Source organism: Enterobacter cloacae complex sp. P13B (assembly GCF_014895915.1).
Lineage (GTDB): Bacteria > Pseudomonadota > Gammaproteobacteria > Enterobacterales > Enterobacteriaceae > Enterobacter > Enterobacter bugandensis.
The window spans coordinates 1-16,768 of sequence record NZ_JADBQN010000058.1 but is presented as its reverse complement, the minus strand read 5'-3'; the positions used below and the strand labels follow the sequence as shown (position 1 = coordinate 16,768).

Sequence of the window (16,768 nt, the reverse complement as noted above, 5' to 3'; positions counted from 1 at the left end):
AAAACGCTATATGGTGAGTATTCTAGTATCGAATCTTTTCAGCACAAGGGTTGATTTTGAGGTTAAATTGAGGTTGTGAAAGGGTAAAAAAGCGTAAGTCCTCGTACCGTAAGGCCTGGAAGAGATGTCAATAATTTAGAAAAAAAATTCAAAATTTGATCGAGTGCTGATTTCTTCAACGGGAGGTCAGAATTGCGCAACATGATGTCGCGCAATCATTATAAGAATAACGGATGACGTTAGTCGTTTTTGGCGGTTGTATGCAACATATAGTTAACATCCACGCCCGGGGCAAGTTTGAATTTGTCCGTTAGCGGGTTGTAGTGCAGGCCCGTGATGTGCTGCTCCTTAAGCCACGTCTGGTCAACCCAGCCCAGCAGTTCGGCAGGCTTGATAAACTTCTTCACGTCGTGCGTCCCTTTCGGCACCATGCGCAGCACATATTCTGCGCCGACCACGGCCATCAGCCAGGCTTTACCGTTGCGGTTAATTGTCGAGAAGAAGACCTGGCCGCCCGGCTTCACCAGTTTTGCACAGGCGTTTACCACGGACTGCGGATCCGGAACGTGCTCCAGCATCTCCATGCAGGTCACCACGTCGTACTGGTGAGCATGTTTTGCCGCGTGCTCTTCCACGGTTTCCTGCACATATTCCACCTGTATACCGGACTCCAGCGCATGAAGACGGGCAACCTGTAGAGGCTCGAAGCCCATGTCCAGGCCGGTGACGGTGGCCCCTTCGCGCGCCATGCTCTCCGCCAGGATGCCGCCGCCGCAGCCGACGTCGAGCACTTTCTTACCGAACAGACCGCCGGAACGCTCCGCGATATAGCCCAGACGCAGCGGGTTAATGCGATGCAGCGGTTTGAACTCACCTTCGAGATCCCACCAGCGGGACGCCACCGCTTCAAATTTGGCAATCTCTTCGTGGTCAACGTTGTGTGCCACCGGGGATTTTTCGGCATTCATGGGCGCTTTTACTCCTTATTTAGCAAGACAAATGAGTATATCAGGCAATCCCTGTGAATAAAGCGTATAGGTTTACCTGTATCACCGCGGCTGTGTTATAATTTGCGACCTTTGAATCCGGGATACAGTAGAGGGATAGCGGTTAGATGAGCGACCTTGCGAGAGAAATTACACCGGTTAACATCGAGGAAGAGCTGAAAAGCTCCTATCTGGACTATGCGATGTCGGTCATTGTTGGCCGTGCGCTGCCGGACGTCCGCGATGGCCTGAAGCCGGTACACCGTCGCGTACTATACGCCATGAACGTATTGGGCAATGACTGGAATAAAGCCTACAAAAAATCTGCCCGTGTCGTTGGTGACGTAATCGGTAAATACCATCCCCATGGTGATTCCGCGGTGTACGACACCATTGTCCGTATGGCGCAGCCGTTCTCGCTGCGTTACATGCTGGTAGATGGTCAGGGTAACTTTGGTTCTATCGACGGCGACTCCGCCGCGGCAATGCGTTATACGGAAATCCGTCTGGCGAAGATTGCCCATGAGCTGATGGCCGACCTGGAAAAAGAGACGGTTGATTTCGTTGATAACTACGACGGCACGGAAAAAATTCCTGACGTTATGCCAACGAAGATCCCTAACCTGCTGGTGAACGGCTCGTCCGGTATTGCCGTGGGTATGGCGACCAACATTCCGCCGCACAACATCACGGAAGTGATCAACGGCTGCCTGGCCTATATCGACGATGAAGACATCAGCATTGAAGGGCTGATGGAACACATCCCGGGCCCGGACTTCCCGACGGCGGCGATCATCAACGGTCGTCGCGGCATTGAAGAAGCGTACCGCACCGGTCGCGGCAAGATTTACATCCGTGCCCGCGCCGAAGTAGAAGCGGACGCCAAAACCGGCCGTGAAACTATCATTGTTCACGAGATCCCGTATCAGGTGAACAAAGCGCGTCTGATTGAAAAAATCGCCGAGCTGGTAAAAGAGAAACGCGTTGAAGGCATCAGCGCGCTGCGTGACGAGTCTGACAAAGACGGTATGCGCATCGTGATTGAAATCAAGCGCGACGCGGTGGGTGAGGTTGTGCTGAACAACCTGTACTCCCAGACTCAGCTTCAGGTCTCCTTCGGTATCAACATGGTTGCGCTGCACCATGGTCAGCCGAAGATCATGAACCTGAAAGAGATCCTGAGCGCGTTCGTGCGTCACCGCCGCGAAGTGGTGACCCGTCGTACCATCTTCGAACTGCGCAAAGCGCGCGATCGCGCTCATATCCTTGAAGCACTGGCCGTTGCGCTGGCGAACATCGACCCGATCATCGAGCTGATCCGCCGTGCGCCGACGCCGGCAGAAGCGAAAGCGTCGCTGGTTGCGCGTCCGTGGGATCTGGGCAATGTGGCGGCGATGCTGGAACGTGCGGGCGACGACGCCGCGCGTCCTGAGTGGCTCGAGCCTGAATTCGGCGTGCGTGACGGTCAGTACTACCTGACTGAACAGCAGGCCCAGGCGATTCTGGATCTGCGTCTGCAGAAGCTGACCGGCCTTGAGCATGAAAAACTGCTCGACGAGTACAAAGAGCTGCTGGAGCAAATTGCTGAGCTGCTGCACATCCTGGGTAGCGCCGAGCGCCTGATGGAAGTGATCCGCGAAGAGCTGGAACTGGTCCGCGATCAGTTCGGCGACGAGCGCCGCACCGAAATCACGGCCAACAGCTCTGATATCAACATTGAAGATCTGATCAACCGCGAAGACGTGGTAGTGACCCTGTCTCACCAGGGCTACGTGAAGTATCAGCCGTTGACCGACTACGAAGCACAGCGTCGTGGCGGTAAAGGTAAATCTGCGGCGCGTATTAAAGAAGAAGACTTCATTGACCGTCTGCTGGTGGCTAACACCCACGATACGATCCTCTGCTTCTCCAGCCGTGGCCGTCTGTACTGGATGAAGGTCTATCAGCTGCCGGAAGCGAGCCGTGGCGCGCGCGGTCGTCCAATCGTCAACCTGCTGCCGCTGGAAGCGAACGAACGTATCACCGCCATCCTGCCGGTACGCGAGTACGAAGAGGGCGTGAACGTCTTTATGGCGACCGCCAGCGGTACCGTGAAGAAAACCGCGCTGACCGAGTTCAGCCGTCCGCGTTCTGCCGGTATTATTGCGGTAAACCTGAACGAAGGCGACGAGCTGATCGGTGTGGATCTGACCTCCGGTTCTGATGAAGTGATGCTGTTCTCTGCGGCCGGTAAAGTGGTGCGCTTCAAAGAGAACGCCGTGCGCGCAATGGGTCGTACGGCGACCGGCGTGCGCGGTATTAAGCTGGCGGGTGAAGACTCTGTTGTTTCCCTGATCGTTCCACGTGGCGAAGGCGCAATCCTGACCGTCACCCAGAACGGCTACGGTAAACGTACGGCGGAAAGCGAATACCCGACCAAGTCACGCGGCACGCAGGGCGTTATATCCATCAAGGTTACCGAGCGCAACGGGTCCGTTGTGGGCGCGGTGCAGGTGGACGATGCCGACCAGATCATGATGATCACCGATGCCGGTACGCTGGTGCGTACGCGCGTATCCGAGATCAGCGTGGTGGGCCGTAACACCCAGGGCGTTATCCTCATCCGTACGGCGGAAGATGAAAATGTGGTCGGTCTGCAGCGCGTTGCTGAGCCGGTGGACGACGAAGAGCTCGATTCCATCGACGGCAGCGTCGCGGAAGGTGATGATGAAATCGCACCGGAAGCAGAGAGCGACGACGACGCAGCGGATGACGCTGACGAGTAATCTCTTCTGACGCATAAAGGGCCGGATTCCGGCCCTTTTCTTTTGCAGATGCAGATACGTGAACGTTGCGACAAGCCGCGTTTACCGCTACCTTAACCACATTCTTTTGACCCCGACGGCGGAGCCTCGCCCCTTTGAAATACCTCGTCTCCTTTCGTACCACGCTGAAAGTTTCTCGCTATCTGTTCCGGGCGCTGGCGCTCCTGCTTTGGCTGCTGGTGGCCTTGCTGTCGGTGTTTTACATCGTCAATGCGCTGAACCAGAAAGAAGCGGAGATCCGCCAGGAGTTTAATTTAAGCTCCGATCAGGCCCAGCGCTACATTCAGCGAACGTCTGACGTGATGAAGGAGCTGAAGTATATTGCCGAAAATCGGCTGACGGCAGAAAACGGTATTCTTGCCCTGCGCGGGCGCAATGACAAAACCGAAGTGCCGGACTTCCAGCCGCTGTTCCCGGACTCGGATTGCTCCACCATGAGCAGCACCTGGCGCGGGTCGCTGGAATCTCTCGCCTGGTTTATGCGCTACTGGCGCGACAACTTCTCCGCCGCCTACGACCTTAACCGCGTATTCCTGATTGGCAGTGAAAACCTCTGCATGGCTGACTTTGGCCTGCGCGATGTGCCCGTCGAGCGCGATGATGCGCTGAAAAGCCTGCACGAGCGTATTGTGAAATATCGCAATGCGCCGCAGGACGAGCGCGGGAACAACATTTTCTGGATTAGCCAGGGGCCGCGCATGGGCGTGGGCTATTTCTACGCGCTGACGCCGGTCTACCTGGGTAATCGTCTGCAGGCGCTGCTGGGGATTGAACAGACCATCCGCATGGAAAACTTCTTCACGCCGGGCAGCCTGCCGATGGGCGTGACCATTCTGGATGAAAACGGGCATCAGCTGATCTCACTCGCCGGGCCGGATAAAAGTTTGAACGTCGATCCGCACTGGATGCAGGAACGCTCATGGTTTGGCTACACCTCCGGCTTCCGCGAGCTGGTGCTGAAAAAAAGCCTGCCGCCATCGTCGCTGAGCATTGTTTACTCGCTGCCGGTGGATATGGTCCTTGAGCGGATACGCATTCTTATTATGAATGCGATCCTGCTGAACCTGCTGGTGGGCGGGGCGCTGTTTACGCTGGCGCGCATGTATGAGCGGAGAATCTTTATTCCCGCCGAAAGTGACGCCCAGCGTCTGGAGGAGCACGAGCAGTTCAACCGCAAGATTGTCGCCTCGGCTCCGGTGGGGATCTGCATTCTTCGTACCCAGGACGGGACCAACATCCTGAGTAACGAGCTGGCGCACAACTACCTGAACATGCTGACGCACGAGGACCGGCAAAGGCTGACGCAAATCATCTGCGGCCAGCAGGTGAACTTTGTCGACGTGCTCACCAGCACCCACACTAACCTGCAGATCAGCTTTGTTCATTCCCGCTATCGCAATGAAAACGTAGCGATTTGCGTGCTGGTGGATGTCTCCGCGCGCGTGAAGATGGAAGAGTCGCTGCAGGAGATGGCGCAGGCCGCGGAGCAGGCCAGCCAGTCGAAATCCATGTTCCTGGCTACCGTCAGTCACGAGCTACGTACGCCGCTGTACGGGATTATCGGTAACCTCGATCTGCTGCAGACGAAGGAATTGCCGAAAGGCGTCGACCGGCTGGTAACGGCGATGAACAACTCCTCCAGCCTGCTGCTGAAGATCATCAGCGATATTCTCGACTTCTCTAAAATTGAGTCTGAGCAGCTGAAAATTGAGCCGCGCGAGTTTTCGCCGCGTGAGGTCATGAACCACATCAGCGCCAACTATCTGCCGCTGGTGGTGCGTAAACAGCTGGGGCTCTACTGCTTCATCGAACCGGATGTGCCGCTGACGCTGCACGGCGACCCGATGCGCCTGCAGCAGGTCATCTCTAACCTGCTCAGCAATGCCATCAAATTCACCGATATCGGCTGCATTGTGCTACACGTCTGCCGGGCGGGAGATTACCTCAGCATCCGCGTGCGCGACACGGGGGTGGGCATACCGGCCAAGGAGGTGGTACGTCTGTTCGATCCGTTCTTCCAGGTCGGCACCGGCGTGCAGCGTAACTTCCAGGGCACCGGTCTGGGGCTAGCGATTTGCGAGAAGCTCGTCAGCATGATGGACGGCGACATTTCCGTGGATACCGAGCCCGGCATGGGCAGCCAGTTCACCATCCGCATTCCGCTCTATTCCGCGCAGTATCCGGCAAAAGCCACGGTTGACGGGCTGAACGATAAGCGCTGCTGGCTGGCGGTCAATAATGCCTCGCTGAATGACTATCTGACGGCGCTGCTCGCCCATAGCGGCGTGAGGGTCTGCCGCTATGAAGGCCAGACGCCGGACGTGGACGATGTGCTCATCGCCGACGAGATGCCGGAACAGCCGTGGCAGGGGAGAGGAACGGTGCTCTTCTGCCGTCGCCACATTGGCATACCGGTTGAACGTGCGCCGGGGGAATGGGTGCACAGCGTCGCAACGCCGCATGAGCTGTTGAGCCTGCTGGCCCGTATCTATAAAGTCGAGCTGGAAGAGAACGACGGTGCAGTCGCGCTGCCGTCACCGGAAGGTCTGGCGTCAGTGAATGACGATATGATGATTCTGGTGGTGGATGACCATCCGATTAACCGCCGCCTGCTGGCTGACCAGCTCGGATCGCTGGGCTATCAGTGCAAAACCGCCAATGACGGCGTGGATGCGCTGAATGTGCTGAGTAAAAATCATATTGATATCGTGCTGAGCGACGTCAACATGCCTAACATGGACGGCTACCGTCTGACGCAGCGCATCCGACAGCTTGGCCTGACGCTGCCTGTCGTGGGCGTGACGGCGAACGCGCTGGCGGAAGAGAAGCAGCGCTGTCTGGAGTCGGGCATGGACAGCTGCCTGTCGAAACCGGTGACGCTGGACGTGCTCAAACAAACGCTGTCTGTTTATGCGGATCGCGTGAGAAAAACCAGAATATAAAAAAGGCCCGTAAGGGCCTTTTTTATTTGCCCGGCGGCGCTGTGCTTGCGCGGGCCTACGGGTTCTGTAGGCCGGGTAAGCGTGAGCGCCATCCGGCATTTACAGTGGGGATCAATCCTTATCCGATGCGCTCAGCGTAACGGAGGAGAGATAGTTCAGCAGGGCAATATCGTTGTCCACGCCCAGCTTCATCATTGCTGATTTTTTCTGGCTGCTGATGGTTTTAATGCTGCGGTTCAGCTTCTTGGCAATCTCGGTCACCAGGAAACCTTCGGCGAACAGGCGCAGAACTTCGCTCTCTTTCGGCGACAGGCGTTTGTCACCGTAGCCACCCGCGCTGATTTTTTCCAGCAGACGAGAGACGCTCTCAGGCGTGAACTTCTTGCCTTTCTGCAGCGCAGCCAGCGCTTTTGGCAGATCGGTCGGGGCGCCTTGCTTCAGCACAATCCCTTCGATGTCCAGATCCAGCACGGCGCTCAGAATCGCCGGGTTGTTGTTCATGGTCAGAACAATAATCGAGATGTCCGGGAAGTGACGTTTAATATATTTGATGAGCGTGATCCCATCACCGTATTTGTCTCCAGGCATAGAGAGATCGGTAATGAGCACGTGCGCATCAAGCTTTGGGAGGTTATTGATCAGTGCTGTAGAGTCTTCAAATTCACCGACTACATTCACCCACTCGATCTGTTCAAGTGATTTGCGAATACCGAACAGTACAATCGGATGGTCATCGGCAATAATTACGTTCATATTGTTCATGTATAAGGCTACCTTGCTACAGCAAGCTTTTGACGTAGGCGTCAATGTCGCTGATGTATTTTTCAATGCCAGAGGCATCTTTCTCACGAATTAGATGTTCCAGCGTTTCACATAACTGCTTGCCGGGAACCAGATTAAGCATGGCAAACACCCCTTTAAGCCGGTGTGCTGTCTGTGCCAGCGCTGCAAAATCATTCGCAGCGGACTCAGTATACAACCGCTTCACATCATCTGGTACTGTATCAACAAAGAGGGAATAGTATCCGCTGGCGTGAAGCTCGGCATTTTCATTACCGCCTAACGGGGATTCCGTTATCTCTTCCTGCGCTAGTTGCTCTTCTATTAGTTGTAGTACAGCTTCCTGCATCGCATTGCTTATATTAAAGTTGACGCGCAGCTGGCCAGGGCCGATTTTCCGCACGCGTGACTCATCATCGCTTAAAAGCAAGCCCGAGGCAGTAAGATTAGACGGATTATCAGTTAAAAACAGATCAAATTCTTGACTTGCCAGCCTTTCATCCGGCGTGATGCAGGCCGCGCCCCAGTTTTCGAGCTGACGAACCACAATATTGCGGATCTCGTTTGAGGTCACATCCACCATCACCACAACGTCATCCAGCAGGCGTTCTTCATCTTCTTCCTGTGGATTGGCAGCCATTTTCACGTGCAGAGAGTAACGGGTGCCGAGCGATTCACGGGCCTTGATATTCAGATGGCCGCCGAGCTTACGCGCCAGCTGATCGCACAGCCAGAAGGTCAGGGCGTTAGCCTTGCCGTAATGATCGCTTTGCGTGTCATTCAGGAACGGGAAGTGCAGATTATCAATTTCACTCGCCGTCACGCCTTCCCCGGTGTCCAGAATGCGGAACGTCAGGCGATCTTCCGCCGACTCGTCGGTGCTCACTTCAAGGGTGATCTTGCCGATTTGCGTGGTGGTCACGGCGTACTGAATAATCATCAGCAGAATACGACGCAGCGCCTCGCGGTCGCCGTGACGTTCGTCATTGGCGGGTAAATGGTTGTTGATTAGCAGTTGCAGCCCTTTGCGCTTAATTACGGGCAGGACTTCCGGAACCACTTCATCGATCAGATCCTGAATGGAGAAGAGAGAAGGGGTGCCTTTCCAGAAATCATTCTCCAGCATATTTGCCAGCTGGATCTCATCCACCATGCGGACCAGCGAGTCGGCCTGGCAGGCGAGCTGGTGGCTTTCAGACGTGTTTAACGCTGCCGCCTGGGTCGCCAGCGTTTTTAACGGCTGCTTGAAGGCATCGCCAATATTCTGCATGAATGCCGCGCGCCCCTGCTGGTTCTTCTCATACAGCCTTTGCGCCTGCTTGAGCTTTTTATTCACCAGCACTTCGCGATCCTGATCGCGAATGATGAAGATTTGCGTACGCGGTGCCACCTGGCTGCGGAACTGACGGATCTCGTACAGTTCATTGTTAATCGTGGCCTGAATAACCCCCTGGTGCTGATCCGCCATAGTGGTGATGTTCTGCAGGTTAAGGTGCGGCAGCAGATGGTCAGCAATTTTATTGCTCATCACCGTGCGATTCGATTCCTGATCGTGAACTAACACCCCTAGCGGCAGCACGGAGACAATCTCTTCATTGAGCGCGCGCAATACGCGCAGCTCGTTGGTATTGCCTGCAGAGACCGCAGACGCGTCGCTCTGGCGTCCCGGCTGGAAGCGGAAGGTGCTGTAGCCAAACAGGGCCAGCGCCAGCAGACCAATATTCAGCAGCAGCGGCAGCAGAATATTTTGCAGGGTATCAAGCAGTAGCGTGCCGAACGGTACCTGCCACACCAGACGCATGCCGGTTGAGTTCAGCGATGAGGCAATTTCAATTTTCGAGCCGTTAAAGGAGATGGTGACGCTCTCTGCGGCCTCTTTGTCGGACGCCGCACGCATGTTCTGGGTGCTGCTGTCCGGCTCCAGACGGAAGCTGTCGAGCGGCATATCCGGCGGGATCAAATCATTAATGGGTAAATCGAAGGCCACGACCGTCGCCAGATGACCCGGCTGGTTAAAGGTGGTACGCAGGGTAAAATAGTGACCATTCTGCCAGGCCAGCCGGCGCAGCGATGAGAAGCTCTCACGTTCATCAAGGGCGTTGGCCTGCTGCAGCATTTCTGCCCGGCGGGAGTCGACAATGCTGCCGACCGTCGTCTCTTTAAATCCGGAAGAGAGATCTTTCAACGGCAGCGTCGAGATCAGGATCATGCTGTTGTCCTGACCGTTCAGATAGTACATCGACCACGGCACCGTTTCGGCGCCCCAGAGGGTATCTAGGTAGGTCGAAATACGCTGCGTCATCTCAAGGGTCGCGCTGTCGTGAGAGCCAAAGATAAGCGCTTCAGTCTTACGCTGCGGTTTTTCGAGATAGTAGACATCCTGCTTCAGCCGCGTCTCCTGAAGTCCATCTCCGGATGAGCTGGCAGGCGCTGCCGCAATGTTGTCATAAATCTGCCAGGTGGCGTAGCGCCAGGTATCAATGCGCTTGTGTACGGCGTGGGTAATATCCACCACCTGATAGCTCTTATCCTTCAGCCAGGCGTTAACCGCGCTCTGCACCATCACGCCCATTGTGACTAACAGCACCACGATCAAAAGAAGAAAGAAACGGGTGATGCTCCCGGGCAGAAGGGAGAATTTGCTTTGGGCGGTAGTTTCAGTCTGACTCATTGATATCTTTAACCCGTGATGGTCGTGCTCTGTGGCGATAGGGCAGTATAAAGGGTAATAACTGAATTTCCAGCGCCACTGTCCTTGAACAAGCGACTTTTTCGATGGCCCGTGCGAGAGAGGAAGTACGTCTTAAATGTGTACAAGAGCATAATGCATGTACAAATAAAAAATGCATTTCGTCAGAAAATAGCACGAATTAACAAGAAATTAAGTTTTGAGCGAATTTTCCCGTTATGCACAGGGGCGAGCGTGAATTTAGTTAATAGTCGTTACAATTACGCGGCGGTAGCACAAAAAAGGAAAAGTTACGTAAAGAAGGGTAAAAAAAAACCGAATGCGACGCATCCGGTTGAATTAGGGATAAACAGACATTCAAAGCTGAATGACGGTAATAAATAAAGTTAATGATGATAGCGAGAGTTATTTTAGAGACTGGAGTCGATCTTGTTTTGTCATTCAGTGCGGTAACGTTTTTTATTTTAACTCTTTGATATGTATTGGGTCTTTTTTCGTTTTGATTATAAGTGCTAAATTTATAAGCTTTTTGTGCTTTGTAAAAGTTCCTTTTCATTTACATTTTGAAACATGTTGATGGATAAATGAAACATCTTCAAAGTTTTCGTATCATATTCGCATTGGATTATTCTGTAATTTTGCGGAGAATGAATTTGCCGACTGGTTAATGAGGGTTAACCAGTAAGCAGTGGCAATTATAAGGCATATAACAGAGGGTTAATAAAATGAAAGTTAAAGTACTGTCCCTCCTGGTACCAGCACTGCTGGTAGCAGGCGCAGCAAATGCGGCCGAAATTTATAATAAAGATGGCAACAAATTAGATCTGTACGGCAAAGTTGATGGTCTGCACTATTTCTCTGACGACAAGAGTGCTGACGGCGACCAGACCTACATGCGTCTTGGCTTCAAAGGCGAAACTCAGGTTAACGATCAGCTGACCGGTTACGGCCAGTGGGAATACCAGATCCAGGGCAACACGACTGAAAGCGACAACCAGTCCTGGACGCGTGTGGCGTTTGCTGGTCTGAAATTCGCTGAAGCGGGCTCTTTCGATTACGGTCGTAACTACGGCGTGATCTACGACGTAACTTCCTGGACTGACGTTCTGCCAGAATTTGGCGGCGATACCTACGGCTCAGACAACTTCCTGCAGTCTCGTGCTAACGGCGTGGCGACCTATCGTAACCAGGACTTCTTTGGTCTGGTGGATGGCCTGAACTTTGCGCTGCAGTATCAGGGTAAAAACGGTAGCGTAAGCGGCGAAAACGTCGGTGGACGCAGCCTGCTGAAACAGAACGGCGACGGCTACGGTGCATCCGTAACTTATAACCTGGGCGAAGGCTTCAGCGTGGGTGGTGCGATGTCCTCCTCCAAACGTACCGCTGACCAGAACGCACCGGGCGTTTACGGTAACGGCGATCACGCAGAAGTCTATTCTGGCGGCCTGAAATATGATGCCAACAACATCTACCTGGCTGCGCAGTACTCTCAGACCTACAACGCAACCCGCTTCGGTACCTCTAACGGCAGCAGCCCGACTACCGCTTACGGTTTTGCTAACAAAGCGCAGAACTTCGAAGTGGTTGCTCAGTACCAGTTCGATTTCGGCCTGCGTCCATCCGTGGCTTACCTGCAGTCCAAAGGTAAAGACATCGAAGGTTACGGCGATCAGGATCTGCTGAAATATGTTGATGTGGGTGCGACTTACTACTTCAACAAAAACATGTCCACCTACGTGGATTACAAAATCAACCTGGTTGATGAAAATGAGTTCACCCGTCAGGCCGGTATCGGCACTGATGATATCGTCGCGCTGGGTCTGGTTTACCAGTTCTAATCGCGTCATCGTGTGACTAAGGGGCCTGAAGGCCCCTTTTTTGTGCTTTTTTTTGGCCTCACAACGCAACCGTTTTGGTGTACTCTTGCCGCCCTGGCATGAGGATAATAATGAATGGACATGACTTTTTTACGCGCCAGCTTTCTGGCTATGCTTTTTTTCCTGACCGCGTGTGACGATTCCGCGCCCGTGGCGAAAACCGATGCACCCGCCGCGACGGTGCTCGAAGGCAAAACGATGGGCACCTTCTGGCGCGTCAGCGTGATGGGCCTGGATAAAACGCGCGCTGATGAACTTCGCGGTAAAATCCAGTCTCAGCTGGACGCCGACGACCAACTGCTCTCAACCTATAAAAATGACTCGGCGCTGATGCGCTTCAATCTTTCCACCAGTACCTCCCTGTGGCCGGTGAGCGAAGCGATGGCCGATATCGTCACCGAATCAATGCGCGTGGGATATAAAACCAACGGCGCGATGGATGTCACCGTCGGGCCTCTGGTCAATCTCTGGGGATTTGGCCCGAACAAACAGCCGGATACCACACCCGATCAGGCGGCTATTGATGATGCCCGCGCCCGGACAGGGCTAAAGCATCTGACGGTGATCAACCAGTACGGCCAGCAGTATCTGCAGAAAGATATCCCCGATCTGTTTGTCGATCTGTCGACGGTAGGTGAAGGTTACGCGGCGGATCACCTTGCCGCGCTGATGACGCAGGAAGGGATATCGCGCTACCTGGTCTCCGTGGGCGGCGCGTTAGTCAGCCGGGGCATGAACGCCAGCGGTAAACCGTGGCGCGTGGCGATTCAAAAACCGACCGATCGGCAAAACGCCGTACAGGCCATTGTGGATATTAACGGGCACGGCATCAGCACTTCCGGGAGCTACCGTAACTATTACGAGCTCGACGGGAAGCGTATTTCGCACGTGATCGATCCGCTGACCGGACGTCCCATCACGCATAACCTGGTCTCGGTGACCGTGATTGCGCCGACTGCGCTGGAAGCCGACGCCTGGGATACCGGATTAATGGTTCTCGGCCCGGAAAAAGCCAAAGAGGTGGTTCGTCAGGAAGGGCTGGCGGTTTATATGATCACTAAAGAGGGCGACGGGTTCAAAACCTGGAGCTCGCCGCAGTTCAACAGCTTCCTGGTGAGCGACAAAAATTAAAAAGCAAGGTTGCGGGTTTTTTATCACTGGCACTCGGGCACGCTAAAGGTATGCTTGTAAGAGGAGCTGATGATGAAAAATCCAACCTATATGAATGATGAGGATCGCTGGCAGGCCGTTCTGGCTCGCGATCCGCGCGCTGACGATCGGTTTGTCTTTGCCGTGCAGACGACGGGGATTTTCTGCCGCCCGTCATGCCGCGCCCGTCACGCGCTGCGTAAAAACGTCTGCTTTTATCCCGATGTCCAGCATGCCGTTCAGGCAGGGTTTCGCCCGTGCAAGCGCTGCATGCCGGACAAACGCGATCCGAATCAGCAAAAGCTGGCGAAAGTGGAGCACGCCTGTCGCCTTCTGGAGCAGGATCCTGCGCTGACGCTTGAAGGCCTGGCGCAGCAGGTCGCCATGAGTCCTTTCCATTTCCACCGGCTGTTTAAGTCCGTCACCGGGATGACGCCAAAAGCCTGGCAGCAGGCGGCGCGGGGGCAGCGTCTGCGCGCGGCGCTTGCGCAGGGAAACAAAATTACCGATGCCGTGCTGGCGGCAGGGTTTCCCGACAGCAGCAGCTATTACCGCAAAGCCAACGATGCGCTGGGCATGACGGCGAAGCAGTACCGCAAAGGCGAGGTGGCGGTGCGTTACGCCATCGGCGACTGTTCGCTGGGACGCTGCCTGGTTGCGGAAAGCGAGCGGGGGATTTGCGCGATACTGCTGGGCGACAACGATACCAAACTGGCAGAAGAATTTGCGACGCTGTTTCCAAACGCGGAGCCTGCCCCGCAGGAAGATGCCTTTGCCCAGCGTATCAGACAAGTCATTGCCAGTATTGATAACCACGCGGTGCCGCTGGCGCTGCCGCTGGATATACGCGGCACCGCGTTCCAGCAGCGGGTCTGGCAGGCCCTTCGTGACATCCCCTGCGGGGAAACGGCCAGCTATCAGCAGGTGGCGAAGGCGATTGGCCAGCCCAACGCGGTGCGTGCCGTCGCGGGTGCCTGTGCGGCAAACAGGCTGGCGATTGTGATCCCCTGTCACCGCGTAGTCCGCAACGACGGCGCGCTGTCGGGCTATCGCTGGGGGGCGGCGCGAAAAGCGCTATTACTGAAACGTGAGGCGAAACGCCGGGAGGGATAATGCTCGATCTTTTTGCGGATGCTGAACCGTGGCAGGAGCCGCTTGCGCCCGGGGCAGCGATCCTGCGCCGCTTTGCACTCTCCCGTGCGGCGGCATTGCTTGCCGGTATTGAAGAGGTCACGGCGGTTTCACCGTTTCGCCATATGGTGACGCCGGGCGGCTACACCATGTCGGTGGCCATGGCCAACTGCGGCGAACTGGGGTGGGCGACGAACGAACGTGGGTATGTGTATGCCCCGAACGATCCCACGACCGGCCGGCCGTGGCCTTCCGTGCCTGCGGTGTTTCAGGCGCTTTGTCACGAGGCTGCCGTTGCAGCAGATTACCCTGACTTCCGGCCGGATGCCTGCCTGATTAACCGCTACGCCATCGGCGCGAAGCTCTCGCTGCATCAGGACAAGGATGAACCCGATCTGCGCGCGCCCATCGTCTCGGTATCGTTGGGTCTGCCCGCCGTCTTCCAGTTTGGCGGATTGCGCCGCAACGATCCGCTCAGGCGCATTATGCTGGAGCACGGCGACGTGGTGGTGTGGGGCAGGGAGTCACGGCTGTACTATCACGGCATTCAGCCCCTGAAGCCCGGGGTTCATCCCCTCACTGGCGAGTTCCGCTATAATCTGACTTTCCGTCAGGCGGGTTTGAGCAAACAAAAATAAGAATTATTCTTGATGTCCGCTCAGGGCAGTTTACACTGCTGGCTGATTTTTATTGTCCGGATTGCCTGCATGCAACTACTTCTTCTTGTCTGGCGTCAGTACCGCTGGCCCTTCATTGCCGTAATGGCCTTAAGCCTCGCCAGCGCGGCGCTGGGTATTGGCCTGATCGCGTTTATAAACGTGCGGCTGATCGAAATGGTCGATACCTCACTCTCGGTTCTGCCGGAGTTTCTCGGCCTGCTGCTGCTGTTGATGGCGGTTACGCTCGGCTCTCAGCTGGCGCTGACCGCGCTTGGTCACCATTTCGTTTTCCGCCTGCGCAGCGAGTTCATCAAGCGGATCCTCGACACGCAGGTTGAGCGCGTGGAGCAGCTCGGCAGCGCCTCCTTGCTGGCGGGGCTGACCAGCGACGTGCGCGCGATTACCATCGCGTTTGTCCGCCTGCCGGAGCTGGTGCAGGGGATCATCCTTACCTTTGGCTCGGCGGCCTATCTCGCCTGGCTTTCGACCAAAATGCTGGCGGTGACCGCGGTGTGGATTGCCATCACCATCTGGGGCGGTTTCATGCTGGTGTCGCGCGTCTATAAACACATGGCGGTCCTGCGCGAAACGGAAGATAAGCTCTATAACGATTACCAGACGGTACTGGAAGGGCGCAAAGAGCTGACCCTCAACCGCGAGCGTGCCGAGCATATCTTCAATAACCTCTATGTCCCGGACGCGCGCGAATACCGGCACCACATTATTCGCGCCGATACCTTCCACCTGAGCGCGGTGAACTGGTCCAACATTATGATGCTGGGCGCCATTGGCCTGGTATTCTGGATGGCGAACAGCCTGGGCTGGGCGGACACCAACGTGGCGGCGACCTACTCGCTGACCCTGCTGTTCCTGCGTACGCCGCTGCTCTCGGCCGTCGGCGCATTGCCCACCTTGCTGAGCGCACAGGTGGCGTTTAACAAGCTTAAGAAGTTCGATCTGGCGCCATTTAAGGCTGAATTCCCGCTCCCGCAGGCCTTCCCGAACTGGCAGACCCTGGAGCTGCGCGACGTGACGTTCCGCTATCAGGACAACGCCTTCTCCGTGGGACCGGTCAACCTGACGATTCACCGCGGCGAACTGCTGTTCCTCATCGGCGGCAACGGTAGCGGAAAATCCACGCTGGCGATGTTGCTCACCGGACTTTACCAGCCGCAGTCGGGCGAGATCCTGCTGGACGGTAAGGTGCTGAGCGCGGAGAAACCCGAGGATTACCGCAAGCTTTTCTCAGCGGTATTCACCGATGTCTGGCTGTTTGACCAGCTGCTGGGGCCGGAAGGGCAGCAGGCCAATCCGGCTCTGGTTGAGAAATGGCTTGCGCAGCTGCAGATGTCGCACAAGCTGGAGCTCCAGGACGGCAAAATCCTGAACCTCAAGCTCTCTAAGGGTCAGAAGAAGCGCGTGGCGCTGCTGCTGGCGCTGGCGGAAGAGCGTGACATCATCCTGCTGGATGAATGGGCGGCGGATCAAGACCCGCACTTCCGCCGCGAGTTTTATCAGGTGCTGCTGCCGCTTATGCAGGAGATGGGCAAGACCATTTTCGCCATCAGCCACGACGATCATTACTTCATTCACGCCGACCGTCTGCTGGAGATGCGCGACGGCAGGCTGAGCGAGCTGACCGGCGACGAGCGCGATGCGGCGTCGCGTGACGCGGTGGCGCGCACGGCCTGATGCCCTCACTCTAACCCTCTCCCACGGGGCTGAGGGATTCCCAGTAATATGGTCATGCC

The 16,768-nt window shown here is 55.7% G+C and carries 10 protein-coding genes; 7 read left to right on the top strand and 3 right to left on the bottom strand.

From position 1 onward, the window contains the following. Positions 1-239 precede the first annotated feature (239 nt). On the bottom strand, positions 240-968 hold the full coding sequence (gene ubiG, locus IM273_RS20925; protein ID WP_020690665.1) for a bifunctional 2-polyprenyl-6-hydroxyphenol methylase/3-demethylubiquinol 3-O-methyltransferase UbiG: 729 nt from the start codon (positions 966-968) through the stop codon (positions 240-242). Positions 969-1,114: 146 nt separating this feature from the next. On the opposite strand from ubiG, the gene gyrA reads away from it, so the two are divergent. Both gyrA and rcsC read left to right on the top strand, forming a co-directional pair. Next, positions 1,115-3,751 carry a DNA topoisomerase (ATP-hydrolyzing) subunit A gene (gene gyrA, locus IM273_RS20920; RefSeq protein ID WP_028013903.1) on the top strand — a complete coding sequence of 879 codons (2,637 nt, stop codon included), beginning with the start codon at positions 1,115-1,117 and terminating at the stop codon, positions 3,749-3,751. A 134-nt stretch (positions 3,752-3,885) separates the two neighbouring features. Next, the gene (rcsC, locus tag IM273_RS20915; protein WP_047367976.1) at positions 3,886-6,732 is read left to right on the top strand and encodes a two-component system sensor histidine kinase RcsC; all 2,847 of its coding nucleotides are present in this window, start codon (positions 3,886-3,888) and stop codon (positions 6,730-6,732) included. Positions 6,733-6,843: 111 nt separating this feature from the next. On the opposite strand, the gene rcsB is transcribed toward rcsC, so the two are convergent. Then, positions 6,844-7,494, bottom strand: a complete 651-nt coding sequence (gene rcsB, locus IM273_RS20910; RefSeq protein ID WP_006176468.1) for a response regulator transcription factor RcsB — start codon at positions 7,492-7,494, stop codon at positions 6,844-6,846. A gap of 16 nt (positions 7,495-7,510) precedes the next feature. Next, a complete protein-coding gene (gene rcsD, locus IM273_RS20905; RefSeq protein ID WP_028013900.1) occupies positions 7,511-10,183 on the bottom strand; it encodes a phosphotransferase RcsD in 2,673 nt (890 codons plus the stop codon). A 743-nt stretch (positions 10,184-10,926) separates the two neighbouring features. Between rcsD and IM273_RS20900 the strand changes: the two genes are divergently transcribed. The 5 genes from IM273_RS20900 to IM273_RS20880 all read left to right on the top strand — a co-directional run bounded on the left by IM273_RS20900 (position 10,927) and on the right by IM273_RS20880 (position 16,709). Beyond that, a complete protein-coding gene (locus IM273_RS20900; RefSeq protein ID WP_028013899.1) occupies positions 10,927-12,039 on the top strand; it encodes a porin OmpC in 1,113 nt (370 codons plus the stop codon). Between the two features lie 114 nt (positions 12,040-12,153). Next, positions 12,154-13,209, top strand: a complete 1,056-nt coding sequence (gene apbE / locus IM273_RS20895) for an FAD:protein FMN transferase ApbE (RefSeq protein WP_045629880.1) — start codon at positions 12,154-12,156, stop codon at positions 13,207-13,209. Positions 13,210-13,281: 72 nt separating this feature from the next. Beyond that, positions 13,282-14,340, top strand: coding sequence for a bifunctional DNA-binding transcriptional regulator/O6-methylguanine-DNA methyltransferase Ada (ada, locus tag IM273_RS20890; RefSeq protein ID WP_193051920.1), 1,059 nt, complete (start codon positions 13,282-13,284; stop codon positions 14,338-14,340). Continuing rightward, the gene (alkB, locus tag IM273_RS20885) at positions 14,340-14,996 is read left to right on the top strand and encodes a DNA oxidative demethylase AlkB (protein ID WP_193051918.1); all 657 of its coding nucleotides are present in this window, start codon (positions 14,340-14,342) and stop codon (positions 14,994-14,996) included. Before ada ends, alkB begins: the two co-directional genes overlap by 1 nt. Positions 14,997-15,065: 69 nt before the next feature. Continuing rightward, on the top strand, positions 15,066-16,709 hold the full coding sequence (locus IM273_RS20880; protein ID WP_193051919.1) for a multidrug ABC transporter permease/ATP-binding protein: 1,644 nt from the start codon (positions 15,066-15,068) through the stop codon (positions 16,707-16,709). The last annotated feature ends 59 nt before the right edge of the window (positions 16,710-16,768 follow it).

What these genes read in the sequence shown, in the direction of transcription:
- ubiG (WP_020690665.1), bottom strand. Translation starts at nt 968, where the DNA reads ATGAATGCCGAAAAATCCCCGGTGGCACACAACGTTGACCACGAAGAG.
- gyrA (WP_028013903.1), top strand. Translation starts at nt 1,115, where the DNA reads ATGAGCGACCTTGCGAGAGAAATTACACCGGTTAACATCGAGGAAGAG.
- rcsB (WP_006176468.1), bottom strand. Translation starts at nt 7,494, where the DNA reads ATGAACAATATGAACGTAATTATTGCCGATGACCATCCGATTGTACTG.
- rcsD (WP_028013900.1), bottom strand. Translation starts at nt 10,183, where the DNA reads ATGAGTCAGACTGAAACTACCGCCCAAAGCAAATTCTCCCTTCTGCCC.
- IM273_RS20900 (WP_028013899.1), top strand. Translation starts at nt 10,927, where the DNA reads ATGAAAGTTAAAGTACTGTCCCTCCTGGTACCAGCACTGCTGGTAGCA.
- apbE (WP_045629880.1), top strand. Translation starts at nt 12,154, where the DNA reads ATGGACATGACTTTTTTACGCGCCAGCTTTCTGGCTATGCTTTTTTTC.
- ada (WP_193051920.1), top strand. Translation starts at nt 13,282, where the DNA reads ATGAAAAATCCAACCTATATGAATGATGAGGATCGCTGGCAGGCCGTT.
- alkB (WP_193051918.1), top strand. Translation starts at nt 14,340, where the DNA reads ATGCTCGATCTTTTTGCGGATGCTGAACCGTGGCAGGAGCCGCTTGCG.
- IM273_RS20880 (WP_193051919.1), top strand. Translation starts at nt 15,066, where the DNA reads ATGCAACTACTTCTTCTTGTCTGGCGTCAGTACCGCTGGCCCTTCATT.